Source organism: Actinomadura sp. NPDC023710 (assembly GCF_040639875.1).
Classification (GTDB): Bacteria; Actinomycetota; Actinomycetes; order Streptosporangiales; family Streptosporangiaceae; genus Spirillospora; species Spirillospora citrea.
Genome location: NZ_JBFAGB010000031.1, coordinates 1 through 24411 on the forward strand (window position 1 = coordinate 1; position 24411 = coordinate 24411).

The following is a 24411-nucleotide window of genomic DNA, read 5'->3' on the forward strand; positions in this document are numbered from 1 at the left end:
GCATGGTCGACTTCGGGGGCGCCCGGTTCGAGGATGGCATGGTCGACTTCGGGGGCGCCCGGTTCGAGGGCGGCATGGTCGACTTCCGCCGGCGACGCCGGGCCCGCTTCCACTGTGACAGGGACGAACGCACGCCGCGCCGATGCCCGAGTCAGCGTCCCGCCGGCCGCGTCCGGCACTCGAAGAGACGCTTCACGACCACCTCGGCAGCGGCCCTGACTCCGCCGCGCGGGTGCAGGCAAAGGCTCCGGCCCGGCCCCTTAGACAGCCCCGGCCCTTTCGACCGCTCCGGGACGGCAGGCGCGGTCACCACGATCTGCCCTCCTCGTCCGCCCGCGGGACACCAGGGCACCCGCGCGCTTCCACGCCGAGCGCGATGCCGCTGAGGAGCGACGAGCAGGCCCGGCCTGACCGGCGGAGGTGAATCCGCAGGGCGGCCCGCACGGAGCGGGCCTACTTCGCGTGGGATCTATCACATATATCGGTAGGACCGAAATACGTGCGTCCCTCTTCCTGGCAGGGACAGTCCCAACTGTCCCTGCTGATCGGAGGCAGGGTCGATCACAAGTCGCGCAAATCAAACAGCGGGAGTCACCGATGTCCGGAAACGGCAACGGCAACAACAACAGCGGCAACAACAACAGCGGCAACGGCGGGTCCGCCGAGTCCGGGCCGTCCCTCCAGGAGACCCTGGACACCACCAAGGGCCTGCTGGAGGCCAACCTGGACGCGGGTGTGCCCGCCACGGAAGCCCTGGAGAACTCGCGCCCGCGGAACTGGAACAGCTGACGGTTCCCGCGCTCGCAACACCTTTCGCCCCCCGTACTCGTCTGTGCGGGGGGCGCTTCTCTATGGTGACGCGCAGCTCGGAGTACCTGCCGTCGGCCCCGTACCGCTTGGGGGCGTTCCCGCACCGCCACGCCTCCGCGTGCGCCCGCCCCGCCCCGCCCCGCCGCGCAGCAGCCGACCGGCCCGCTCGTCGAGGTCGCTTTCCGCGCGGTTCGGGGGAGCGGGGTCAGGTGATCGACCGCAGGTCCGCCAGGACCTCGGAGGCGGTCACCTCGTCCAGTTCGGCGAACCGGTGCTCGGAGCCGGATTTCCAGGCGTGGTGGTCGCCGGGCTCGTCGGCGAGCCACACCGTGCGAAGGACCTGGTCGTCGTTGCCGTCGCCCCAGCCGACCTGGATCCCCGGGTCGAGCTCGACCACGACGTGCAGTCCGCCGGGGACGGGACGGGAGATCCAGCGTTCGGTGCCGTTGTCCATCGGCGTGCCGCGCCGCCAGCCGCGCCGCTCCAGTCCGACGACCTTGCCCCACGGGGCGGTGAGGTTCTCGAACCGCTCCAGCCGGACGGCTCGGCACTCCTCGCCGGTGAGGCGGTGCACGTCCCGGCCGAGCTGCGAGAACGGCTGGATGATCTCGTAGTCGGCGAAGACCTCCGACCAGGTGGTGAGCGTGTCGCCGAGCGACAGCGGATGCGCCACTCCGATCCGCGCGCCGTCCGGTGGGCTCAGAGTGTCGTCAGCGGCGTCGGCGAAGGTGCGGTCCTCCGCGAGCCGGAACGCGGTGACGGCCGTCTCCCTCTGTGCCCCCGTCCCAGTCTCCGTCTCCGCGAGCCAGACCAGGCGCCGCACGATGTGCCACATGAGCGGATGGTGCACCAGCAGCGTCGCGAACTCGCGCGGCGTCCACCGGCGCCCGGTCACCATCGCCAGTTCCAGCCGCCGGACCTGGTTCGGCATGGTCGTCCGGACGTCCTTCTTGAACTGCGTGAACGCGGCGTGGGCGGCGGGCGCGAGATCATGGTCGTCCTTGGCGCCGGGCTTGGGCAGCGCGGCACGGCGGCGGCCGTCCTCGTCCGCCACGAACGGCTTGAGCTGCTCGTCGAACCCGACGACGAAGCGCCGGGGACCGTAGTCGATGGTCATGCTCCCGTCCGCGTCCAGGCCGATTCCGGGGACGAGGCGGTCGGCGAGCTGCTCACCGGTCAGCCCGAGCCGCGCGGCGACCTCCTGGATCTTCTCCTCGGCCCGCTTCTTGATCGCCTTGAACGGGGCCTTGTGCGCGATGCCGTCGAGCAGCATCAGGGAGGTCTCGGTGCCGATCAGCGCCAGCACGTCCAGGCCCTTGACCGCCTTGTGGTGGCCGTTCTCGCCCGGCCAGGCGCGGATGGCGGGGGTGAGGCGCCGCGCGGCGTCGTCGTCGCCGAACCACCCGACCGCCGTGAGCGCCCACGCGTCCTCGGACCGTTCGCCGAAGAGCCGCCACCGCTCGAACAGCGCCCAGGCGAACGCGGCCAGCGACTCGCCGTCGCACGCGTCCCGCACGGCTCGGAGGCCGGGATCGGGGTCGTCCGGCGGTGACATCGCCAGGACGGTCAGCAGGTGCCGGACGGCGGTGGCCGGCAGCGCGCGCCCGCCGTCCGCCAGCCGGACCCGGGGCAGGACGGCCGGGTCGGCGAACGGCCCGATCTCCGGAATCTTCCGCGGGACGAGGTCGTCGGCGTCGCGGTCCAGCACCAGCGCCAGGGCGTCGCCGACCTCGCCCCGAAGCTCGCGCGCGGTCTGGACCACGCGGTCGCGTCCCAGCTCGCGGGCGAGGAAGTGCAGGGCGTACTCGGCCGCGTCACGGCGCTTGCCCGGCCTGCCGAACGCGGCGGGAAGCAGGAGCCGCACGGCTTGAGGGCCGTGCCTGCGCATCCACGCCTCCGCGTGCGAGCTGCCCGCACCGCCGCGCAGCAGCCAGCCGGCGACCAGCTCGGCGGCCGGTTCGGCGGCGTATGGGACGACCACGTGCCCGCAGTCCGAAGGCCGGCTCCGGGCGGCCTTCAGGACGACGGTGAGCGCGTCCGGGCCGAACCGTTCGGCGATCCTCGGCACCCACCTCTCCGGCTCCTGGTGGGTGCCGTAGCCGTCCTTGGGCACGTACCAGCCCGCGACGAGATGCCGGACCTGCTCGACGGGAGCGAGGCAGAGAAGGGCAACCTGTTCAGCGCTCCTCAGCCGGCCCGCTTCGAAGTCGGCGATCCGTCCCTCCCACGGTCCGCGCACCTCGCCGTGACGGCTCCATCCGTGGGGGACGGGCAGCGCCCACTCACACCGGGTGTCGCGCCCGTCCCCGGCCCACGCGACGGACGGTTCCGGAGCGGAAAGCCCCTTGATGACCACCGGTTCCAGCCGTTCCCGCTTCCGGGCCCAGGGCGGGTCCGCAAGGACGGCCGGCAGGTCCGCCGGGTCGGCCTCGGTGGTCGCACCGAGGTCCTCGGTGATCTGTTCGACCGCCGCGCGGGCGTCCTCCGGAAGCAGCGGGAGCGCGGCCTTGATCACGTCGAGGTTGCCGCGCACGTGCCCGTCGAGCAGGTCGGTGCCACCCTCCGCTGCCAGTTCCCGCACCGCCCGGACCGGGAACCGCTTCATCGCCCCCATCAGCTCACCGCTGACGTGCGGGTCGGAACGCCTCTTGAGCAGCGCGCGGAACGCCTCGTCGGACGGCAGGACGCCCAGCACGTCCAGCAGCGCGTCCCGTCGCTGCGGGGAGTCCAGGTGCTCGTCCAGTGCGGGGACCAGGAGCGCGACGGCGGCCGTCCCGAGACCGTCGGCGAGCGCGTGCAGGTTCTCCGGCTCATAGCAGTCGGCAGCGGTCAGCGCGGCGAGCCTCCCGAGAACGTCGAGGTGCGCGGAGGAGCCCAGGCACCTGAGGAGCACGTCGCGCGGTACCCCGCCGGGGTGCTCGCACAGCTCCATCACCCAGTCCTCCTGCGTCGGGACCAGGTAGGCGGTCAGGAGCCGCTGCCGGGCCGAGGTCCGCCGCTCGGCGAGCCGCTCGGCGGCCTCGGTGTACTCCTCACCAGGCGCGGCGGCCAGCAGGGAGCGAACACGCAGCGCACCGTCGGGCAGCCCCTGGACACCATTCCTGTCCGCGGCGACCGGGCGGACGATCTTGTTTCGCCGCCCGTCCCGCAACTCCCCGGTCCGGCTCGCCTCCAGGCCCCAGCGGTCGGCGAGCGCGCACGCGGCGAACGCGATGCCGTGCCGGAAGGCCCAGGCGTCCACGTACTGCCGGTGCTCGCGCGCCCAGACCGACTCTCCCGCCGTGACCAGCGACAGGACGGCCGCGCCGCACGGGTCCGGATCGCCTCCGAGATGGGCGCGCGCTGCGGCGGCGAGCACCGGTGCGGTGCCGGGGTCGCGCAGGGTCCGTTCGATCTCGTCCCGCGCGTCGTCCACCGCCTGTGCGACGGCCTTGCTCGCGCCCGCGTCGAGCGTGATCGGGGTTCCGGGCATGCCACCGCGCCGCGGATGCAGCCGGCTCCGCCAACGCTCCGGCGCGATCAGCACGTCTTCGTCGGGGAGAGTCTCCCGAGGGCTGTCGATCATGGCGGCGAGGCTAACAACGACGCCCGACACCCGGGGCGCACGCGGAATCTCCTGATGCGAGCGGACTGCGAGGGCGGGGCGAGACGATCCGGCTGCCACGCGGAACGCCGCACCGACGGCCTGCCGCAGTACGGCGTCCCACAACCTCGGACCGTCGATCCTAGGGAGAACGGTCCGTTTCTCAGCCGCCCGGACGAAGGCAGGCTTAAGGGGTGGCCATCTGGGGCCTGCCGAACGAGGAAGAGCGGTGATCACGCGATGAAGGCGGTGCGGTTCCACGAGTACGGCGGGATCGATGTCCTGCGGGTGGAGGAGGTGGAGCGTCCGGTGCCCGGCCCCGGGCAGGTGCTGGTGGAGGTCCGCGCGGCGGGGATCCAGCCCGGCGAGGCACATATCCGGCAGGGAGGGCTGCACGCGCGCTGGCCGGCGACGTTCCCCTCCGGGCAGGGCACCGACCTGGCCGGTGTCGTGGTGGAGCTCGGCCCGGAGGTACGGGGCTTCGCGGTGGGCGACGAGGTCCTCGGCTTCACCCACGACAGGGCGAGCCACGCGGAGTTCGTCGCGGTCGACGACGTCCGGCTGACCCCGCGTCCGGAGGGACTGTCCTGGGACGTGGCCGGGTCGTTGCACGTCGCCGGCGTGACCGCGTACGCCACCGTGTTCGCGGTCGACCCCGGACCGTCCGACACGGTCGTGGTCTCCGGTGCGGCGGGCGGCGTCGGGTCCCTTGCCGTGCAGCTCGCGCGGCGGCACGGCGCCACGGTGATCGGGCTGGCGAGCGAGCCGAACCACGCCTGGCTGAAGGAGCACGGCGTCATCCCGGTCGAGTACGGGGACGGTGTGGCCGACCGGATCAGGGAGGCTTCCGGCGGGACCGTCGACGCGTTCATCGACACGTTCGGCACCGGCTACGTCGATCTGGCGGTGGAGCTGGGCGTGCGGCCCCAGCGGATCAACACGATCCGCGACTGGGGGACCGCGGCCAAGGTCGGCGCACAGACCGCCGGAGAGAGCACGGCGGCGTGCGCGGCCGTCCTCGGCCAACTGGCCCGCCTGGCCGCCCGCGGAGAGTTGGAAGTGACCATCGCCAACGTCTACCCGCTGGCCCAGGTGCAGGACGCCTTCCGCGAACTGGAACAACGCCGCACGCACGGCAAGATCGTCCTCCACCCCTGACCGGACACGCCACCGCCTCGGCACCCCACCCGAGCCGGGCCTGTCGCGGTGATGGCAGAAGGGCTCCACACTCGCTGTTCCTACGCCTCGTCCGCACCTGTCGGCGATGACGGCCCCGGGTCGGACGTGTGTGCCTGGCGTGTTGGCCGTGTGAGGCTCGGGTCGGTGCGGAGTGGGGCTGCACGGATCAGCCAGGTGACGCCGAAGGCGAGGGCCGACAGGGCGGCGGCACCGAGGAGGACGCCGTGCAGGCCGCTGGTGACGGCGCTGCGGACGGCCTCGCGGGCGGACGCGGACAGATCGTCCAGCATCGCCGGCGTCACTGCGCTCAGCCGGTCCGCCTGCGCGGGGCCGAGACGATCGGTCAGGCCGGCGTGCATCCGGGCGGCGTAGAGGGCGCCGAGTAGAGCGATCCCCAGGGAGCCGCCGATGGTGCGCAGGAGGGTGACCGTCGCGGTGGCGGCCCCCATGTCGCGGGGATCGGCGCTGTTGATCGTGAGGAGCAGGGTGCTCTGCATGACCAGGCCGATCCCGATCCCGGCGAGGGCGGTGAGGGCGGAGGCGGTGGCCGTGCCGGTCTCCGTGTCGAGCAGGAGCAGGAGCAGGGTTCCGGCGGTCATCAGTGCGCCGCCCAGGATGGGGTACATGCGGTAGCGGCCGTTGCGGCTGATGACGTGGCCGGTGAGGGTCTGGGCGCCGAGCATGCCGAACATCAACGGCAGCAGCAGCATGCCGCTGGCCGCCGGGGACGCCTGCCGCACGTACTGCATGTACTGCGGCAGGTAGTTGACCACGCTGAGCATCACCGCCCCGGCCAGGAAGCTGAGGATCTGCGCGAGGGTGAAGTCGCGGTCGCCGAACAGCCGGGGCGGGATGATCGGCTCGGTGGCGCGGCGTTCGACCGGGACGAGGGCGGCCAGGGCCAGGACGCCGACCGCGGCCGGACCCAGAACCTGCGGGGACGTCCAGGGATGGGCGGTGCCGCCCCAGCCGGCCACCAGGGTCAGGGCCAGGACGGCGACGGTGAGCAGCGCCGCGCCCGCGTAGTCGATGGGCGCCTTGACGCGCTCGACGGGCGGCAGGTGGATGCGGGTGGCGATGAGCAGGAGGGCCAGGGCGCCGACGGGCACGTTGGCGTAGAAGGTCCAGCGCCAGCTCAGCCGGTCGGTGAGCAGGCCGCCCAGCAGCGGACCGCCGACGTAGGCGACCGGCATGATGGCGCCGATCATCGACTGCAGGCGGCCGCTGTCACGGGGCGGGACGAGCACCCCGATGATCGCGATCGCGCCGACCATGAGGCCGCCGGCGCCCAGCCCCTGAACCGCGCGGAACGCGATCAACTGGGGCATGTCCCGCGCCAGCCCGGCCAGCATCGAGCCGGCCAGGAAGATCGTGATGGCGGTGACGAAGGTGGCCTTGCGGCCGTACAGGTCGCCGAGCTTGCCCCAGACGGGGGTGGTGGCGGCGCCGGCCAGCATGTAGGCGGTCACCACCCAGGACAGATGGTCCAGGCCGCCCAGGTCGCCGATGATCGTGGGGAGCGCGGTGCCCACGATCAGGCCGTCCAGCATGGCCAGGAACATGCCGAGCAGCAGCCCGAACACGCCGAGGTGGAAGGATCGCGGACGCGCCGGTGCGGTCACGTCCGTCAAGGTGGTCACGCGGCCTCACGCCGCGTACGGGCGGGCGGCGCGGGCCTCGCGCAGGGCGTGCGCCCACCAGGCCAGCCGGTCGAGCATCACCGTCGCGGCGGCGTCGGCGGCCGGGTCGAGGGCCGAGCCGTCGGGCGCGAACTGCGACCAGGCGCCCTGGAACCCGACGCTGTCCCGGATGGTGACGGCGTGCAGTTCGGCCAGCACGAGCCGCAGCTGCTCGACCGCGCGCAGGCCGGCGGAGAAGCCGCCGTAGGACACGAAGCCGACCGGCTTGGCGCGCCACTCCGTCCCGTGCCAGTCGATGGCGTTCTTCAGCGGCGCCGGAAAGCTGTGGTTGTACTCCGGCGTGACGATGACGAACGCGTCGGCGGCGGCCAGCCGCGGTGACACCGCCGCCAGCAGGTCGGCGTCCTCCTGGGACGCTGGCGGCTCGCCGAGTACGGGGAAGACGGTGGGCAGCGGGGTCTCCACCAGGTCGACCAGATCGGCGGTCATGTCCTCCCGACGCCGCACATGGGCGCCGATCCAGCCGGACACCGCCGGGCCGAAGCGGCCGTCGCGGGTGCTGCCGAGGATGATCGCTACCTTCAGCCGGTCGTCGTTCATCGCGAACCCCTTGAATGTGTACAACGTATCTTGTGGCGGACAACGTACACATCAGTGTGTACGTTGTCTACTGCTGATACGTTGTATCGCGTTGTGACCGGGAGGGAGGCCGTACCCGATGGCGGCTGACAAGGACAGGCCCCGCGAGCCCCTCTGGCAACGCCTGGAGCGACCCGCCGCCGCCCCGCGGCAGACCCTCACCGCCGAGCGCATCGCGGCCGTGGCCGTCGCGGTCGCCGACGCGGAAGGGCTCGACGCCATCACCATGCGGCGGTTGGCCACCGAGCTGGGCGTCGCGCCGATGGCCGCCTACCGGCACGTGTCGGGCAAGGACGAGCTGCTGGAACTGATGGTCAACCACATCTACGCCGACCTGCGCCTGCCCGAGGACGCCGAATGGCGGGAGACCATGCGAGCCCTGGCACTGGGCACCCGGAAGCTGATGCTGGAGCACCTGTGGCTGGCGCAGCTGTCGCCCCGGGCCCTGCTCGCGCTCACGCCCAACCGGATGGCGATCGCCGAACGCTCACTGGCCTCCCTGCAGGACCCGGGCCTGCACGCCGACACCATGATGGCCGTCTTCCGCGCCGTGGACGCCTACGTCCACGGCGCCATGAACTACGAGCTCGCCCTCAAAAGCCTGATGCACGAGAACGATTGGACCGAGGGAGACCAGATCCGCGCCGACCTCGCCCCGCAGATGATGTGGCACATGCGAACCGGCCGCTACCCCACCTTCCAGCGCTACCTCGACACCGCCACCCGCAAGGACTCCCTGGAGTGGCAGTTCGAGACCGGCCTCGACTACGTCCTCGACGGCATCGCCGCCCATCTGGCGAGCATCCGCTGAGACGCCCTGGACATGTGTGAGCGGGAACGCCGGCGACCGACCGGCGGCGACTTGGAGGCGGCCTCCTCCATAAAGGACGACGCCGATCTGCCGAAAGCGACGGGCGCGATCAACAGATCGTCGGGGGAACTCGCCAGTGGAGAACCCAAGGTCCGTGAACTGGCGGCCGCCCATCTAGGGGATCTGCTCATCGGTGCATGCAGGGCCGGCCTGGACACATCCTCGATTGTGTTGCCGCTCGTCAATGCGCTCACACGAGAGGCCGATCCGGTGGTCCAGGAGGAGATCGCTCACTCCCTGGGACACCTCGTCGAGTACGGCACCGTTTCCGATGCCATCGTCGGGCCTCTCCGAGAGTGCATGCCACGCCTTTGCCAGGAAGCCGCGGACCACGTCACCGACGTCCTCGAAGCCGCTCCGGGCGCCTCGGACGGCCGCAACGACCAGGCCAGCGCCGATTCCGAAGCGGCGGAGGTCCCTCCTGAGCCCTCGGGTATTTCGCCGTTCGGGGCGATGAATCGACGGTTGTGCAATGGCAGTGAGGCGTGCCGCGATTTCGTCAGCTGAACTCGGCCGCGTGGTCCACGGCCCACTTCGCGAAGGTGCCGGCCGGTCGGCCGGTAAGGCGCTCAACGTGATCGGTGATGCGGTTCGACTCCGGTCGCCGCACCGAGGCAGCGATCAGCGCTTCCACCAGTGGCTCGGGGCGGCCGTCCGCGAGCATCCGCGATCGCGCGAGGTCGTCCGGGAGCGCCTGGAAGCGCAGAGGGCGCCGGAGAGCAGCACCGAGGCGGGCGACCTGATCGGCGCGGCTGAGGACCTCGGGTCCTGTCAACAGGTGCGGCCCCTGATCCAGCCGGTCGTGTTGCGCGAGCAATACGGCTACGGCCGCATCGGCGACATCGCGCTCGTCCACGACGGCTGTGCGCGCGATGTCCAGCCCTGAGACCATGTCGCCCGCCCGCAACTGGGGTGCCCAGCCACGGGTGTTGGAGGCCAACGTGTCGCTACGCAGGACCACCGGGCGCAGGCCGGCTCCGTGGAGAAGGGCTTCCATGTCCATGTGGACCTGAACGATGGGATCACTCTGGCGAGCGGCTTCGTCGTCTATGGCGGTCGTGGACAGGTAGACGACACGGGGTGCCGCCGCGTTGAGTTCCGCGACCAGGCCGTGAGCGGAGGAGGAATCAAGCAGCGGCCAGATGAGAAAGACGGCGTCGATGCCCCCGAGCGCCTCACGGACCACAGCGGGATCCGCGAGGTCGCCGACCACCGGCTCGACTCCGGCGCGTGGAGCGGGCTGATGGCGCGTGAGGCTTCGCACGTGCGCGCCGTGTGCTTGGAGACGGTGGACGACCTCTCGGCCGAGGTTGCCGGTCGCGCCGGTGACCAGGATCGATGAGCCGGGCCGGCGGTCCGCGGAGCGGGCGGTGTCAGGCATGATCGAGACGCTAGGGGTTCAGGTCGACATGAGGGCAAGGCGCGTGTGGTGATGAAAATCGGGGAAGTGGCCGCGGAACTCGGGATCGAAGCCCACGTGCTGCGGCACTGGGAGGACGCCGGGGCGCTCACTGTGCGTCGCGATGGCAACGGCTACCGCATCTACGACGACAGTGCTCTGGAGCAAGCGCGTACCGTGCTGAAACTGCGGCGGGTCGGGCTCTCATTGCCCGAGGTCACCGCCGCTATGGCGCCGACGAGGTCGGCGGCGCAGGCGGTCATCAGGGCGAAGATCGGCGCGCTCGAAAGTGAAGTCGTCCACAGGCAGCAGGCCATTGCCTTCCTGCAACACACCGTTGAGTGTCGGCATCGGTATCTCGACGACTGCCCGGACTGCGCGACTTTCGTCCGCGAAGCCTGAGCCACCCTCCCATGGGGAGGCTCCAGCACCCCGCCCACGTCTGCCCGCCCGAAACCCTCAAGCGGGTTGTCTGAGGTCTGCCGAAGGCCTCGGCAGTTGGGTGTGTCGGCTCGAAGGCTGACCTTGATTGGGCAAGTCGGTCTTTTGTGAGCCTCAAGCGATAGCGTCGGCGGGTGGTGAAGAGCGAGAGCAGGACGGGTGTCGACGCGTGGTGAGGCAGGGACGGGACCGTGTCGTAGACGTCCGGAACATGGTGGCCGCGCATGTGCCCGGCTACGGGGTCGACTCCGTGGTGCTGTTGGGGGAGGGCGAGGACAACATCGCCTTCCAGGTCAACGATGAGCTGATCGTCCGTTTCAGCAAGGAGTCCGATCCCGGGAACCGGGCCGCGCAGGTTCGCGACGAAGCCCGCCTGCTCGCCGCTGTCGCGGACGTGTCACCGGTGCCTGTGCCCGAGCCGAGCTTCACGGTCGCCGAGCAGGGCTGCCTGGCCTACTTCAAACTCCCCGGCCTTCCGCTGATCGACGCGGACCCACTGCGACGATCGGCCGAGTCCGGCTCGGTCGCCGTCGCACTCGGGGAGTTCCTCGGCGCGTTGCATGCCGTTCCGGTCGGCGAGATGGCGGACCTGGTGGAGACCGATGCCGAGCCGATGGCGGTGTGGGTGGAGGAGTCCGCGCAGATCTACGCCACGATCGTCGAAGCCGTGCCGCCCGCGCACCGACCCGCCGTGGAGGCGTTCCTCGGCGCCTCGCCGCCGGCCGACCCGCGTGATCTGGTGTTCTCCCACAACGACCTGGGGATCGAACACGTCCTCATCGACCCGGACGCGTGGACGGTCACCGGTGTCATCGACTGGAGCGATGCCGCGATCACCGACCCGGCCCGTGACTTCGGCCTGCTCTACCGCGACCTCGGACCTGATGCTCTTGATCTGGCCCTGGGCGGATACCGGGCCGAGGCCGGAGACGTCACAGCACGCGCGGGCTTTTACGCCAGGTGCGGCGTTCTGGAGGACATGGCCTACGGGCTCCAGACCGGGCACGGCAAGTACCTTGAAAAATCCGTCGCAGCACTGGAATGGCTCTTCCCTGTGGACGGCCTATAGGAGCGTGACGTCCAGGCCCGGTGAAGACTCGCCAGGGTGTCAGGTCAGCCAGTGGCCGTCGCGCATCAGTTCGCGGCCGTTCAGTTCGTTTTCCTCGCGCCATGCCTGGACGCGCCGCGGGGTGACGCGGAACCAGCGGTACGCCGTGGTCAGGGTGCGCGGGTCGAAGCCGGTGCGCTGGGCGAACCGGTCGCCCCGCTCCTGCGGCAGCGCAGCCATGTCGAGCACCTCGACCACGCCCTCGATCATGACCACGTCGCGGGTGGGGCCCAGCCCCAGCCGGGCGGTTCGGGTGGCGGCCAGGTTCCTGCCGGTCGGGCTGTCCGCCGGGGTGGCCAGCAGCAGCGCTTCGCCGTCCCAGTCGAAGGACAGGGGCACCAGGTGGGGCGCACCCTCCGGTGAGGCGCTGGCCACCCAGAGGTCCACATCGTGGCCGAGCCGGTGCTCGGTGTCGCGGCGGCGCTCGGCGCGAGAGCGGGGCTGGGCGCTCATCGGTTCCCCGGCGGCTGGGAGAGCCCGGACTCGAACGCCCTCAGAAGCTCCGCCCGCTCGGGCCCGAGATCTTGCCTTGTCATGGCGGCAAGGTAGCAGCAGGAGGGCCGCCGGGCGGGGCCCGTCGCGGTGTTCGCGCTGGTAGAGGGACAATGGGGGTGTGGCTCGGTGGGTCCTGCATGTGGACTTGGACCAGTTCATCGCCGCCGTCGAGGTGCTGCGGCACCCGGAGCTTCGCGGGCGGCCGGTCGTCGTCGGCGGGGACGGCGATCCGAGCAAGCGCGGCGTGGTCAGCACGGCCTCGTACGAGGCGCGCGAGTACGGCGTCCACTCGGGGTTGCCGCTGCGCACGGCGGTGCGTCGATGCCCGGACGCCGTGTTCCTGCCCGTCGACAGGGAGCTCTACGAGTCCGCCTCAGAGCAGGTCATGGCGACGTTGCGCAGCCTCGGCGTCGTGGTGGAGGTGCTCGGGTGGGACGAGGCGTTCCTGGCCGTCGACGGTGATGATCCGGAGGCGATGGCCCGGGAGATCCGTGACCGGGTGCGGGCGGCGACAGGGCTCGAATGCACCGTGGGCATCGGGGAGAACAAGCTCCAGGCGAAGCTGGCGACCGGGTTCGGCAAACCTGCCGGAGTCTTCCGGCTCACCGGGGAGACCTGGTTCGAGGTGCTCGGCGACCGGTCGACCGACGCGCTGTGGGGCATCGGGGCCAAAACGGCCAAGCGCTTGAAGGGACTCGGCATCGCCACGGTGGGTGACCTCGCGTCGGCCGATCCCGACGCCCTGGCCACGGAGGTCGGCCCCACGATCGGGCCGTGGCTGGTGCGGCTCGCCCAAGGGCGGGACCGTTCGCCGGTGAGCGACGCGCCGTACGTCCCGCGCTCGTGCGGCCGGGAGACCACCTTCCAGCGTGATCTGGACGAGTGGGAGGACGTGCGCCGCGAGGTCGCCCGGCTGGCGCAGCGGGTCGCCGGAGACGTGGCCGCGGACGGCAGGGACGTCGCGCGCGTCGTCGTCAAGGTCAGGTACGTCCCGTTCATCACCCGCACCCACGGCCGGACGCTGGACGCGCCGTCGAGTGAGCCGGCCCGGATCCAGGAGGCCGCCCTCGTCGCGCTCGACCGGTTCACCGGGCGGCGTCCGGTGCGGCTGCTGGGCGTCCGTGCCGAGTTCAACCGCTGACCTGGGAAGATGCCCGGAGGATGGTCGGCAGGTGGCGTCGTTTTCTTGACCTTTTGACGGGTTTTGGCGTTTTTGGCGGTGGGGATGAAGGCCGTCGTTGCTCGATGAACGCGACGGGGGAGAGAGCAGATGAAGAGGGTCATGACCGGGGCACTGATCGCCGCTGTGGTCGGAATCGGGGGAGTGGGCGGCGCGGCCGCCGCCCAGGCGTCCGACCCCGGAGAGCAGAACTCGCGCCAGGACTGCCGCACCTACTCCAGTGTCAAGGAGTGCGGCCAGCCCAAGCTGAACGACAAGCAGCGCGCGTGCGTGACTTCGGCGGTCCAGCAGGGCATGACCGAACGCCGCGCCACCGTGGAGTGCTCCGCCTTCGCTTAGGACGTGGCCCGCGAGAGGGGCCCGCACGCGGAGCGGGCCCCTCTCGGACTGCCGGGGAGTCAGCGCGGAGGCTGTGCGTTGGTCCATTCGGCGATCTCGAAGGCCCGGTAGGCGGCGACCTCGCCGGGCTTGTGGAAGCGGTCGGGCATGTCCTTCGCCCTCAACGCGCGCGGCCGGCCGTTGTCGCCGGGGGGAAGCGGCCGGCTGCCGTGCGGTGGCCTCGCCACGAGGTCACGGATGGCCAGCAAGGAACCGGTGGCGGGGTCGACGATGAACTGGCGCCGGTAGGTGCCGAGCTGCTTGGGGGCGGTGAACAGGCCGAGGGGCGCGGTGGTCGTCAGCGGAAGCGAGACCACCGTTCCGGAGCGGCCGAGCGGATCGGTCGTCCGGCCCTCGGGCTTGACGCCGGGCAGGCCGGCGAGCATCCGGAACACCGCCGCGCGCACTCTGGGCGGCGCCGGGGCGGTGGACAGCAGGTCCCCGGCGACGTCACTCAGAGCCCGCACACGCTCCTCCCCCCGCAGGGCGCGGATCGGCTCCGCCTTCTCGCCGTCCGCGGAGACCGCGTGCCAGTGCCCCTTGAGCCCGAGCAGGGCCTCCTTCAGCGCCTTCGGCTCCGTGGGCAGCTCGGTGAGCTCCTTCATGGTCATGCCGTCGAAGTCGTCGTCGGAGGGCATCCAGTTCGGTGCCCCCTCCCCGGACGCCATGTCCAGGAACACGGTCTGCCCCGTGCCTTCCGGATCCGGGACGGGGACCATCCTGGGAGACCCCGCCGCCACCCACTTCTGCTTGTCCTGAGCGGTGATCGGGACATCGGTGAACTCGATGTGGGAGCCGCGCCCCTTGCCGTCCGGGCCGAACCATGCCTCGTTCCCCTGCCTGGAGTCCACCTTGTAGTGGCTCGCGGCGCTCTTGCCGACCGCGTAGATGTCCCCCATGACGGTTCTGGTGTGCCAGTACCTGCCGGTGGGCGCCTTCAGCGCATTGGTGGCGGCGACCAGCAGCGCGTTGCCCTTCAGGGGGACGGTGTTCTCCGCGCCGGGGTCACCGGGCGGGCCGCCGTCCCCCGTGGAGGCGACGGCGGCGATCGCCCCGGCGGCGACTGCGGCCGTCGCCGCCACGCTGACCAGCTGGATCCGTAGACGGCGCCGGGGACGGGGACGCGCTGCGCCGCCGTCCCGCCAGTCGATGCGCTGGGCGAGCCGCTCCGGGGGCTCCTCCACGGCGAGACCCGTCCGCATCTCCCGCAAGACGTCGATTTCATCCATGTCTACTCCTCGGAGAGGGCCTTGCGGAGCTTGGCCCGGCTTCGGTGGATCTTGGCCTTGACGGTGCCGACCGGCAGGCCGAGCGTCACCGCGATCTCGGCGTAGGACATCTCGCCCCAGGCCAGCAGCAGGACGGCGTTGCGGTCCTGTGCGCCCAGCGAGGCCAGCGCCCGCGCCAGGCTGGGGCCGCACGCCGCCGCGGAGGCGCGTTCGCTCGCCCTGTCGGCGACGCCGTCCTCGGCGGGGTCGGCGCCGGTCCGGGCGAACGCCCGGTACATACGGGTCTCCTGGCGGTGGTGCTTGGCGATCAGGTTGCTGGCGATGCCCCACAACCAGGCCCCGAACTCGGCGCGCCCGTCGAACCTGTCGCGCCGCCGGAACGCGGTCGCGAACGCCTCCGCCACCACGTCGTCGGCGAGGGACCCGCCGAGGCGCCGCCTTACGTAGGCGTGCAGCCGCGGCGAGTGACGGCGGAACAGCTCGCCGAACGCTTCGGGGTCGTCCAGGGAGGCGGTGACGATCCGCGAATCGTCCAGCTCGTCCCTGGCATGGCTCACCATGCCCATAGGCGTCTCTTCATGGAATGCGGCCTCCGTGTCCGGGGGGTGCTGACGTCCCCTCTATCCCGAAGCCCGCCCCCCGGTTGCGCCTACTCGTCGGCCCAGCCGCGCGTATCCGGGACGGCCCGCGCAGCGGAGCGAATCTGGCACGGCGCCGCGAACGGGGTGAAGCGGTCGAGTATCGGTTCGAGGCCATGGCGCGGCTCAACCGGCAGCGTTCGGGCGCACTGCGGAGACGCAGAGACAGGCACTCCGGCTTGCCGGAACGGAGTACGCGCGGACTGTCCCAACCGCAAAGAACAAACCAGATCGGCGACGCCGTCTCGACGGCTGCGTCGCCCCAGAAGGAGGAGCTCTCATGGGCTGCCCGGAAACCATCCTCGAAATTCCCCCCGTCTTCGGTAACACCGCCGCCGAGATCGAAGAGGAGATCAAGCGCGTGGCGTGCGAGTTCTTCGGCTCGGACGTCAAGCTGCAGCTTCCTCGGGAGTACCACGCGAAACTGTCGAGCGACCAGTTCAGCGACTCGAAGCGGTTCGTGGTCGAGGGACTGACCGTTCAGCGTCGACCGAGGGACTGGCGGAACACGGTGCAGCGCAGCGTCGACCTTCCGCCCGCCTCCGGCGACAGCGCCACCGAGGTCGAGGCCGAGGTCGGTCGCCTGGCCATCGAGTTCTTCGGTTCGGACACCCGCATCACGTTCCGCAGCAGGAACTGCAAGGTGCAGGTCGTGCCGGACGCGAAGGGCGGCAAGAAGTACAAGGTCGAAGGCGTGCACGTCATGCAGACGGCCGAGTGGGCGGACGCGTGACGCCTGCGCCGTGACCCTCAACCAGGTCGTCATCACTCGGTGACGGCCCTCACCCTGTGGCCCCTCGTACGCGAGGGGCCACACTGCCGTCAGTCGGGCTCCACTCCCAACGCACGGGTGAGCTGGTGATGGACGCCCCAGGACGGGGGCGGTGTAGAGGCCCTGCACCCGCTGGGCGACCTCGACCTCGCGGCGGGCTCGCGCCGGACCCTTTCGGGGGCCCGCCGGTCCGATGGTCGCAGGCGGGCGTCAGGGCAGGGGCAGTGGGCGGCGGGGGACCGGGGACGACTGGAGGATCGACGTCGTCGTCTTCGCATACGGGGTGAAGCGGTCGAGGATCGGTTCGAGCTCCTCGACGGCGCGCAGGTGCGCGATGAAGTAGAAGCAGTCGTCGCCCGTGATGCGGTGGCACTCGACGATCTGCGGGACCTCGTCGGCGATCTTGGGGATGCGGCTCAGCTCGCGCGGGCTCGGGCTCACCCGGACCAGGACGGGGATCGGGAAGCCGAGCGTGACCGGATCGACGGTGGCGTGGTACCCGGTGATGACGCCGGTGTCCTCCAGGCGCTGGACGCGCTCGGCGACGGCCGGGGCGGACAGCCCGACACGGCGGCCCAGCTCGGCGATGGACGCCCGGCCGTCCAGCTGAAGCTCGGTGAGGATCCGTAGGTCGATCGGGTCGAGCGGCTTGGGTTCGTAGGCGCGGCCCGGTCGGCCCCTTCGGTTCGCCATTCCCCCAACTTACGGACAGACCGACGATACGACCATGCCGTTTCCGCCCTGGTCGTACTTTGTCGGGAGCGCGGTCTTCCACTACCTGGGGCCCTCGTTCGCCGTGCTGCTGTTTCCCAGCATCGGGCCCTTGGGCGTGGCCGGGATACGGATCTGGAGCGCCGCCGCCGTCTTCGCGGTCTGGCGCAGACCATGGCGGACGTTCACAGGGGAGCGGACGCTCACAGGCAAGGGGTGGCGGACGGTCCTGGTGTGGGGCACGGTCCTCGCGGCGATGAACTCGTCCTTCTATATGGCGATCGCGCGGCTGCCCCTGGCGACCGTGGCGGCGATCGAGTTCCTGCCTGTCATCGTCCTGGCCGCCATAGGGGTAAGGACAGGACGCAACCTGATGGCGCTCGGCGCGGCCGTCGGGGGCGTGTATCTCCTGACAGAGGTGCGCATAGAAGGGGAACCGCTCGGGTTCGTCTTCGCGTTCGCCAACGCCGCACTGTTCGCGCTGTACATCGTCGTCGCCCACAAGGCCGCGCAGTCCGACACCGGGGGCATCGACGGGTTGGCCATGGCGATGTCCGCCGCGAGTGTGCTCGTCCTTCCCATCGGCGGTGTGCAGGCCGTGCCGGCCCTGGCCGATCCGGTCGCGCTCGCTGCGGGAGTCGGCGTCGGGATCTCCTCGTCCGTCATCCCGTACGTGTGCGACCAACTCGCGATGGCGCGGCTCGGCCGCGCCACCTACGCGCTGATGGTGTCGCTGCTCCCGGCGACCGCGACCGTGACCGGGCTCGTGGTGCTGCGGCAGGTGCCCGCGCCGGCGGAGCTTGCCGGAGTCGGGTTGGTGATCGCCGCGGTCGCGGTGCACCGTGGAGAACGTTGAGCACCGTCCAGAACGTTGAGAGGAGAGAGGCCATGGAACAGGTACGGCTCGGTAAGACCGGTCTGAAGGTGTCGCGGATCTGCCTCGGCATGATGAGCTACGGCGATCCGGAGGTGCGGCCCTGGGCCTTGGCCGAGGACGCGGCGGAGCCCATCGTCCGGCGGGCCGTGGAGGGCGGTGTCACGTTCTTCGACACCGCCGACGTGTACTCGACGGGCGTCAGCGAGCAGATCACCGGACGGCTCCTGCCGAAGTTCTTCCGCCAGAGGGACGACTACGTACTGGCGACCAAGGTGTGCCTCCCCATGGGAGACGGCCCGAACGACCAGGGCCTGTCGCGCAAGCACATCATGGCGGGCATCGACGCATCCCTCACGCGTCTCGGCACCGACTACGTCGACCTGTACCAGATCCACCGCTGGGACTACGCGACGCCCATCGAGGAGACCATGGAGGCCCTGCACGACGTGGTGAAGTCGGGCAAGGCGAGATACATCGGGGCCTCCAGCATGTTCGCCTGGCAGTTCGCCAAGGCGCAGCACGTCGCCGACAAGCACGGCTGGACGAAGTTCGTGGCGATGCAGAACCACTACAACCTTCTCTACAGAGAAGAGGAGCGGGAGATGATTCCGCTCTGCCTCGACCAGGGGGTGGGCCTCATCCCGTGGAGCCCGCTGGCGCGGGGGATGCTCGCCGGCAACCGGGAGAGGGGCGGCGAGCGCAAGACCGTCCGGTCCCAGAACGACGCCTTCGGGGACAGCCTGTACGAAGAGTCGGACTTCGACGTCGTGGACGCCGTACGCGAGGTCGCGGCGGAGCGGGGGGTCCCGGCGGCGCAGGCGGCGCTCGCGTGGCTGCTCGCCAAGCCGGGGGTGACCGCGCCGATCGTGGGAGCGACGAAGCTCACTCACATGGACGACGCGATCGCCGCGGCGGACCTGCGGCTGGACGACAAGGAGATCGAGCGGATGCAGGCCCCGTACCGGCCGCACACGGTCATCGGACATTCCTGACGAATTCGACGGAGGACGCCTCCGGGGCGGAACGCTCCGGAGGCGTTCCGCGTCTATCAGGGGTGGTGATTTGCGATACCACCGGCGATCGGGGCAGGCTGGTGGCGAGAACGCCCACGCATGGCAAGCCCGCCAGGTGGGGACATGGGTGACAAGGTTCGGAGGCCGCGTTATGCGCCGCGCGTCTCCGGACTTCCGGGAGCTGAGGGAGCCCCGGGACGACGGCGCTGAAGGAGCCCGACGATGACCGAGAACGACGGCACGCAGGGACCGCAGCGGCCGACGCCGGAGGACGAGGGGCACCCCAGGCCGCCGGAGGGCCAGGAGCCTCCCGCCCGGCCGCTGGGTGACCGCACCGTGGTGTTCGGCGCTCCGCAGTTGGGCGGCCAGCCCCCGGCACAGCCGGCGCAGCCCCGCGAGGAGGAGCGCCAGGCGCCGCCCCCGCCGCCCCCCACGATGGTCGAACAGCCGATGCAGCAGTTCGGTGAGCAGCCCCCGCCGCCGCCCCCCTACGGCGCTCAGCAGGACCAGCAGCCCCAGTACGGACAGCCGGCCCCCGGGCAGATGCCCTACGGCACGCCTCCCGGGCCGGGTGGATTCCCGCCCCCGCAGGAGCAGCGGCAGCCCCAGTACGAGCAGCCTCAGCAGTACGAGCAGCCTCAGTATGAGCAGCCTCAGTACGGCCAGCCGCAGTACGGGCAGCGGCCGGAACAGTCCCCGTATGGGCAGCAACCTGAGCAGCAGTACGGGCAGCAGCCCGAGCAGCAGTACGGGCAGCAGCCTGAACAGCAGTACGGGCAGCAGCCGCCGCAGCAGTCCGGGTACCCGCAGCAGCCGATGCACGGTGCGCCCCAGGAGCAGCAGCCGCAGTACGGCCAGCCCCAGTACGGCGCGCCCGGAGAGCAGGCGCGGCCCGAGCAGCCGCAGGAGTCCGGGACGGACCGGACGCTGATCGTCCCGGGTCCGGCCGCGGGCACGCCCGAGCAGCCGCAGCGGCCCGTGGTGGACGACCAGGCGACGCTGCACTGGTCGCCCGGTACCGACATCCCGGTCGCCACCGGCCCCGAGCGTCGGCAGGAGCCCCCGGCCGAGCCGTGGCAGGCCCCGGCCCCGACCCCGCCGTCCACGCCGGAGCCGTGGGCGCCGGAGTCGTCCCAGCCCGCCGGCCAGGGGCAGTCCGACCACGAGCGGACGATGATGGTCCCGCCGCCCGACTCCGGCTACGGCGCGGGGTCGCAGCAGACGGGCCCCTCGGTGGACGACCTGTACCGTCCGCCCGGCGAGGGCAACGTGGAGGACGCGCGTCCGACCGAGGCGTTCGACCCGTCGGCCGCCTCCCAGGGACGGCACGCCGCCGAACCCCAGGGACGGCACGCCGCCGATTCGTCCGGCATGGGTGAGCACACCCGGCTCGACATCGGCCAGCAGCAGTGGGGCCAGCAGCCGCAGCAGGGCTACGGCCAGCAGTACGGCCAGGGTGAACAGCAGGGCTACGGCCAGCAGCAGTTCGGCGGCCAGCAGGGCGAGCAGCAGCAACAGCAGTTCGGCCAGCAGGGCTACGGCCAGCAGCAGTACGGCCAGGGTGAACAGCAGGGCTACGGCCAGCAGCAGTTCGGCGGCCAGCAGGGCGAGCAGCAGCAACAGCAGTTCGGCCAGCCCGGCGGCGAACAGCAGCAGGGTCAGCAGTTCGGCCAGCAGCAGTACGGCCAGCAGGGGCAGCCGGGCCAGCCGGGCCAGCACCAGCAGTACGGTCAGCAGGGGCAGTACGGCCAGCCGACCACCTACGGCGCCGAAGAGGGCGGCAAGGGCAACAAGAACACGCTCCTGCTGGTCGGCGGCGCCGTCGCGGTCGTCGTGATCATCGTGGTCCTGGTCGTCGCCTTCGTCCTGTAGGACGCGAAACTCCCGGAACACGAGACGGCCGGGGACGCAAAAGCTGCTCCACGACTTCCCCAAACACGGGAATGTGGGTCACAATGCAGCAGAGGCGACCCCGGCCGTCGCCGACCCGGCCCCCGCGATCGCGTGCGAACCTGATCGCGCAGTGAGCCGCCAGGCGAGCCGGAGCGATGCAGCGATCGAGCAGTACCCGACGATGGAGGGCCGCCAGGCCCGAAGGAGGCGGGAACTGCCGTGAACACTGCTCGCTTTGCACTTTGGCTGAGTGGTCGGTAACCTCTTCACTTGTGCCCGCTCTGCGGGCCGCTATGCGTGCGCGTCGGCGAGGCCGGTTGGCCAGCCCCAGCGTGCCGCATCTACTCCCCGGCTTGATTCGGCCCAGTTAAGGGCCGGGCGGTCTGTGTCGGTTTCGCGCGGTTGTACTTCCGTGGGGCGGCGACACGCCCGACCGCGGGGGTCGGAGAGGTCGGGAAACCGGCAGGTCACAGCCTCACCTGAGGTGGTGATTGCAGCAATAGGACTTACCGGCTCGGTACGAGGAAGACGGAGACGCGGTGCCCACGATCCAGCAGCTGGTCCGCAAGGGCCGCCAGGACAAGGTGACCAAGAACAAGACGCCCGCGCTCAAGGGCAGCCCCCAGCGCCGGGGCGTCTGCACGCGCGTCTACACAACGACGCCCAAGAAGCCGAACTCCGCGCTCCGGAAGGTCGCCCGTGTCCGGCTGACCAGCGGGATCGAGGTCACGGCCTACATCCCCGGCGTCGGCCACAACCTGCAGGAGCACTCGATCGTGCTCGTCCGCGGCGGCCGTGTGAAGGACCTCCCCGGCGTTCGGTACAAGATCATCCGTGGTTCCCTCGACACGCAGGGCGTCCGGAACCGCAAGCAAGGGCGCAGCCACTACGGCGCGAAGAAGGAGAAGAGCTGATGCCGCGCAAGGGCCCCGCTGGCAAGCGCCAGCTGATCGCTGACCCGGTGTACAACTCGCCGCTGGTCACCGCGCTCATCAACAAGGTTCTCCTGGACGGCAAGCGCTCCATCGCGCAGAGCATCGTGTACGACGCCCTGGAGGGCGCCCGCGAGAAGACCGGCAACGACCCGGTCGTCACGCTCAAGCGCGCGCTCGACAACGTCAAGCCGACCCTGGAGGTGCGCAGCCGCCGCGTCGGTGGCGCGACCTACCAGGTCCCCGTCGAGGTGCGGCCGGCGCGCAGCACCACCCTCGCCCTGCGCTGGCTGGTGCTCTACGCCCGGCAGCGCCGCGAGAAGACCATGACCGAGCGGCTGATGAACGAGCTGCTCGACGCGAGCAACGGTCTTGGCGCGTCTGTCAAGAAGCGCGAGGACACGCACAAGATGGCGGAGTCCAACAAGGCCTTCGCTCACTACCGCTGGTAATCCGGCGGATCTGCAACGACGAGAGACGACGCGAGGACGGCAGTGGCTACCAAAACCGGTGTAGACCTGGCCAAGGTCCGCAACATCGGGATCATGGCCCATATCGACGCGGGCAAGACCACCACGACCGAGCGCATCCTGTACTACACGGGGATGAGCTACAAGATCGGCGAGGTGCACGACGGCGCCGCCACCATGGACTGGATGGAGCAGGAACAGGAGCGGGGGATCACCATCACCTCCGCCGCCACCACCTGCGAGTGGCCCGTCGACGACGCCAAGCACACGATCAACATCATCGACACCCCCGGCCACGTCGACTTCACCATCGAGGTGGAGCGCAACCTGCGGGTGCTCGACGGTGCGGTCGCGGTGTTCGACGGGGTCGCCGGCGTGGAGCCCCAGTCCGAGACGGTGTGGCGCCAGGCCGACCGGTACGGCGTGCCGCGCATGTGCTTCGTCAACAAGCTCGACCGGGTCGGCGCGGAGTTCCACCGCTGCGTCGACATGATCGAGAACCGGCTCAACGCCACGCCGCTGGTGCTGCAGCTCCCGATCGGCGCCGAGTCCGACTTCAAGGGCGTCGTCGACCTCGTCCGGATGAAGGCCCTCGTGTGGAACGAGGAGGCCAAGCTCGGCGAGATGTACGACACCATCGACATCCCCGAGTCGCACGCCGAGACGGCCCGTGAGTGGCACGACAAGCTCGTCGAGACCCTCGCGGAGAACGACGACGAGATCATGGAGCTGTTCCTGGAGGGCAACGAGCCCACCGTGGAGCAGCTGCACGACGGCATCCGTCGGGCGACGATCGCCGCGAAGCTCACCCCGGTGACCTGCGGCACGGCCTTCAAGAACAAGGGCGTGCAGCCGCTGCTGGACGCGATCGTCCGCTACCTCCCCTCGCCGCTGGACGTGGAGGCCATCGAGGGCCACGCCGTCCGCGACGAGGAGAAGGTCCTCATCCGCAAGCCGAGCGAGGACGAGCCGTTCTCCGCGCTCGCGTTCAAGATCGCGAGCGACCCGCACCTGGGCAAGCTCACCTTCGTGCGCGTCTACTCCGGGGTCCTGGAGTCCGGCGCGAACGTGATGAACTCCGTCAAGGAGCGCAAGGAGCGCATCGGCAAGATCTACCGGATGCACGCCAACAAGCGCACCGAGATCGAGCGCGCGGGCGCCGGCGACATCGTCGCGGTGATGGGTCTCAAGCAGACCACCACCGGTGAGACGCTGTGCGACGACAAGAACCCGATCGTGCTGGAGTCGATGAACTTCCCGGCGCCGGTCATCCACGTCGCGATCGAGCCGAAGACCAAGGCCGACCAGCAGAAGCTGGGCACCGCGATCCAGCGGCTGGCCGAGGAGGACCCCTCCTTCCAGGTCCGCACGGACGAGGACACCGGCCAGACCGTCATCTCGGGCATGGGCGAGCTCCACCTGGAGATCCTCGTCGACCGGATGAAGCGCGAGTTCAAGGTCGACGCCAACGTCGGCAAGCCGCAGGTCGCCTACCGCGAGACGATCAGCCGCAAGGTCGAGAAGGTCGAGTACACCCACAAGAAGCAGACGGGTGGCTCCGGCCAGTTCGGCCGCGTGATCATCGACCTGGAGCCGCTCGGCGGCGGGTCCGACGGCTACGAGTTCGAGAACAAGGTCACCGGTGGCCGCATCCCGCGGGAGTACATCCCGTCGGTCGACGCGGGCTGCCAGGAGGCCGCGGAGTTCGGTGTCCTCGCCGGCTACCCGATGGTGGGCGTCAAGGTCACGCTGAGGGACGGCGCCTACCACGAGGTCGACTCGTCGGAGATGGCGTTCAAGGTCGCCGGTTCCATGGCGTTCAAGGAGGCCGCCCGCAAGGCGTCCCCCACGCTGCTGGAGCCGATGATGTCCGTCGAGGTCACCACGCCCGAGGACAACATGGGCGACGTGATCGGCGACCTCAACAGCCGTCGCGGTCAGGTCCAGTCCATGGACGAGCGGCACGGCATGCGCGTCATCAAGGCGCTCGTGCCTCTGTCCGAGATGTTCGGCTACGTGGGTGATCTGCGCAGCAAGACCCAGGGCCGGGCTGTCTTCACCATGCAGTTCGACTCCTACGCCGAGGTTCCCACGAACGTCGCGCAGGAGATCATCGCCAAGGCGCGGGGCGAGTAAGCACCCGGGCCTGCCCA

At 70.6% G+C, this 24411-nt stretch carries 23 protein-coding genes; 15 read left to right on the top strand and 8 right to left on the bottom strand.

The features are described from left to right. The first annotated feature begins 597 nt into the window (after positions 1 to 597). Entirely contained in the window at positions 598 to 789 is a 192-nt protein-coding gene (locus AB0H37_RS30750) for a hypothetical protein (RefSeq protein ID WP_360616556.1), read from the top strand. A 226-nt stretch (positions 790 to 1015) separates the two neighbouring features. On the opposite strand, the gene AB0H37_RS30755 is transcribed toward AB0H37_RS30750, so the two are convergent. Continuing rightward, complete coding sequence (locus tag AB0H37_RS30755) at positions 1016 to 4375, bottom strand: DUF4132 domain-containing protein (RefSeq protein ID WP_360616557.1); 3360 nt, start codon at positions 4373 to 4375, stop codon at positions 1016 to 1018. A 258-nt stretch (positions 4376 to 4633) separates the two neighbouring features. Here AB0H37_RS30755 and AB0H37_RS30760 point away from each other — a divergent pair, with 258 nt between their 5' ends. After that, positions 4634 to 5551, top strand: a complete 918-nt coding sequence (locus tag AB0H37_RS30760; RefSeq protein WP_360616558.1) for an NADP-dependent oxidoreductase — start codon at positions 4634 to 4636, stop codon at positions 5549 to 5551. An 80-nt stretch (positions 5552 to 5631) separates the two neighbouring features. On the opposite strand, the gene AB0H37_RS30765 is transcribed toward AB0H37_RS30760, so the two are convergent. Together AB0H37_RS30765 and AB0H37_RS30770 are read right to left on the bottom strand one after the other, a co-directional pair. Then, the gene (locus tag AB0H37_RS30765) at positions 5632 to 7212 is read right to left on the bottom strand and encodes an MDR family MFS transporter (protein ID WP_360616559.1); all 1581 of its coding nucleotides are present in this window, start codon (positions 7210 to 7212) and stop codon (positions 5632 to 5634) included. 6 nt (positions 7213 to 7218) lie between these two features. After that, complete coding sequence (locus AB0H37_RS30770) at positions 7219 to 7812, bottom strand: NAD(P)H-dependent oxidoreductase (protein ID WP_218935420.1); 594 nt, start codon at positions 7810 to 7812, stop codon at positions 7219 to 7221. Between the two features lie 118 nt (positions 7813 to 7930). On the opposite strand from AB0H37_RS30770, the gene AB0H37_RS30775 reads away from it, so the two are divergent. Together AB0H37_RS30775 and AB0H37_RS30780 are read left to right on the top strand one after the other, a co-directional pair. Continuing rightward, complete coding sequence (locus AB0H37_RS30775; protein WP_179837697.1) at positions 7931 to 8662, top strand: TetR/AcrR family transcriptional regulator; 732 nt, start codon at positions 7931 to 7933, stop codon at positions 8660 to 8662. Positions 8663 to 8713: 51 nt separating this feature from the next. Further along, positions 8714 to 9229, top strand: coding sequence for a hypothetical protein (locus tag AB0H37_RS30780; protein WP_360616560.1), 516 nt, complete (start codon positions 8714 to 8716; stop codon positions 9227 to 9229). On the opposite strand, the gene AB0H37_RS30785 is transcribed toward AB0H37_RS30780, so the two are convergent. After that, positions 9222 to 10103: an NAD(P)H-binding protein gene (locus tag AB0H37_RS30785; RefSeq protein ID WP_360616561.1), complete on the bottom strand. Its 882-nt coding sequence runs from the start codon at positions 10101 to 10103 to the stop codon at positions 9222 to 9224. The two genes, AB0H37_RS30780 and AB0H37_RS30785, sit on opposite strands and share 8 nt — an antisense overlap. A 51-nt stretch (positions 10104 to 10154) precedes the next feature. On the opposite strand from AB0H37_RS30785, the gene AB0H37_RS30790 reads away from it, so the two are divergent. Both AB0H37_RS30790 and AB0H37_RS30795 read left to right on the top strand, forming a co-directional pair. Beyond that, positions 10155 to 10523, top strand: a complete 369-nt coding sequence (locus tag AB0H37_RS30790) for a MerR family transcriptional regulator (protein WP_218935419.1) — start codon at positions 10155 to 10157, stop codon at positions 10521 to 10523. A 250-nt stretch (positions 10524 to 10773) separates the two neighbouring features. Further along, complete coding sequence (locus AB0H37_RS30795; protein ID WP_360616562.1) at positions 10774 to 11631, top strand: phosphotransferase; 858 nt, start codon at positions 10774 to 10776, stop codon at positions 11629 to 11631. A gap of 39 nt (positions 11632 to 11670) precedes the next feature. Here AB0H37_RS30795 and AB0H37_RS30800 read toward each other — a convergent pair whose 3' ends face one another. Next, positions 11671 to 12123: a pyridoxamine 5'-phosphate oxidase family protein gene (locus tag AB0H37_RS30800; RefSeq protein WP_179837694.1), complete on the bottom strand. Its 453-nt coding sequence runs from the start codon at positions 12121 to 12123 to the stop codon at positions 11671 to 11673. Between the two features lie 160 nt (positions 12124 to 12283). Between AB0H37_RS30800 and AB0H37_RS30805 the strand changes: the two genes are divergently transcribed. Together AB0H37_RS30805 and AB0H37_RS30810 are read left to right on the top strand one after the other, a co-directional pair. Beyond that, positions 12284 to 13306 carry a DNA polymerase IV gene (locus tag AB0H37_RS30805; protein ID WP_360616563.1) on the top strand — a complete coding sequence of 341 codons (1023 nt, stop codon included), beginning with the start codon at positions 12284 to 12286 and terminating at the stop codon, positions 13304 to 13306. A gap of 129 nt (positions 13307 to 13435) precedes the next feature. Further along, on the top strand, positions 13436 to 13684 hold the full coding sequence (locus tag AB0H37_RS30810) for a hypothetical protein (RefSeq protein WP_179837692.1): 249 nt from the start codon (positions 13436 to 13438) through the stop codon (positions 13682 to 13684). A 59-nt stretch (positions 13685 to 13743) separates the two neighbouring features. Here the strand turns inward: AB0H37_RS30810 and AB0H37_RS30815 are convergent, their stop codons facing one another. After that, a complete protein-coding gene (locus AB0H37_RS30815; RefSeq protein ID WP_360616564.1) occupies positions 13744 to 14952 on the bottom strand; it encodes a CU044_5270 family protein in 1209 nt (402 codons plus the stop codon). Between the two features lie 2 nt (positions 14953 to 14954). Then, on the bottom strand, positions 14955 to 15518 hold the full coding sequence (locus AB0H37_RS30820; RefSeq protein ID WP_360616565.1) for an RNA polymerase sigma factor: 564 nt from the start codon (positions 15516 to 15518) through the stop codon (positions 14955 to 14957). Between the two features lie 352 nt (positions 15519 to 15870). Here AB0H37_RS30820 and AB0H37_RS30825 point away from each other — a divergent pair, with 352 nt between their 5' ends. Further along, positions 15871 to 16323, top strand: coding sequence for a hypothetical protein (locus tag AB0H37_RS30825; RefSeq protein ID WP_360616566.1), 453 nt, complete (start codon positions 15871 to 15873; stop codon positions 16321 to 16323). 249 nt (positions 16324 to 16572) lie between these two features. Here the strand turns inward: AB0H37_RS30825 and AB0H37_RS30830 are convergent, their stop codons facing one another. Beyond that, the gene (locus tag AB0H37_RS30830; protein ID WP_329085231.1) at positions 16573 to 17055 is read right to left on the bottom strand and encodes an Lrp/AsnC family transcriptional regulator; all 483 of its coding nucleotides are present in this window, start codon (positions 17053 to 17055) and stop codon (positions 16573 to 16575) included. A gap of 34 nt (positions 17056 to 17089) precedes the next feature. Between AB0H37_RS30830 and AB0H37_RS30835 the strand changes: the two genes are divergently transcribed. From AB0H37_RS30835 to fusA, 6 genes are all read left to right on the top strand, one after another. Then, positions 17090 to 17929 (top strand): EamA family transporter, encoded by an 840-nt coding sequence (locus AB0H37_RS30835; RefSeq protein ID WP_360616567.1) that lies wholly within the window; start codon positions 17090 to 17092, stop codon positions 17927 to 17929. 32 nt (positions 17930 to 17961) lie between these two features. Beyond that, positions 17962 to 18942, top strand: a complete 981-nt coding sequence (locus tag AB0H37_RS30840) for an aldo/keto reductase (protein ID WP_360616568.1) — start codon at positions 17962 to 17964, stop codon at positions 18940 to 18942. Between the two features lie 243 nt (positions 18943 to 19185). Then, the gene (locus AB0H37_RS30845; protein WP_360616569.1) at positions 19186 to 20835 is read left to right on the top strand and encodes a hypothetical protein; all 1650 of its coding nucleotides are present in this window, start codon (positions 19186 to 19188) and stop codon (positions 20833 to 20835) included. Positions 20836 to 21395: 560 nt separating this feature from the next. Then, positions 21396 to 21770 carry a 30S ribosomal protein S12 gene (gene rpsL, locus AB0H37_RS30850; protein WP_021597495.1) on the top strand — a complete coding sequence of 125 codons (375 nt, stop codon included), beginning with the start codon at positions 21396 to 21398 and terminating at the stop codon, positions 21768 to 21770. Beyond that, complete coding sequence (rpsG, locus tag AB0H37_RS30855; RefSeq protein WP_067806994.1) at positions 21770 to 22240, top strand: 30S ribosomal protein S7; 471 nt, start codon at positions 21770 to 21772, stop codon at positions 22238 to 22240. Before rpsL ends, rpsG begins: the two co-directional genes overlap by 1 nt. Before the next feature lie 42 nt (positions 22241 to 22282). Beyond that, complete coding sequence (gene fusA / locus AB0H37_RS30860) at positions 22283 to 24394, top strand: elongation factor G (protein ID WP_179837687.1); 2112 nt, start codon at positions 22283 to 22285, stop codon at positions 24392 to 24394. Positions 24395 to 24411: the final 17 nt, after the last annotated feature.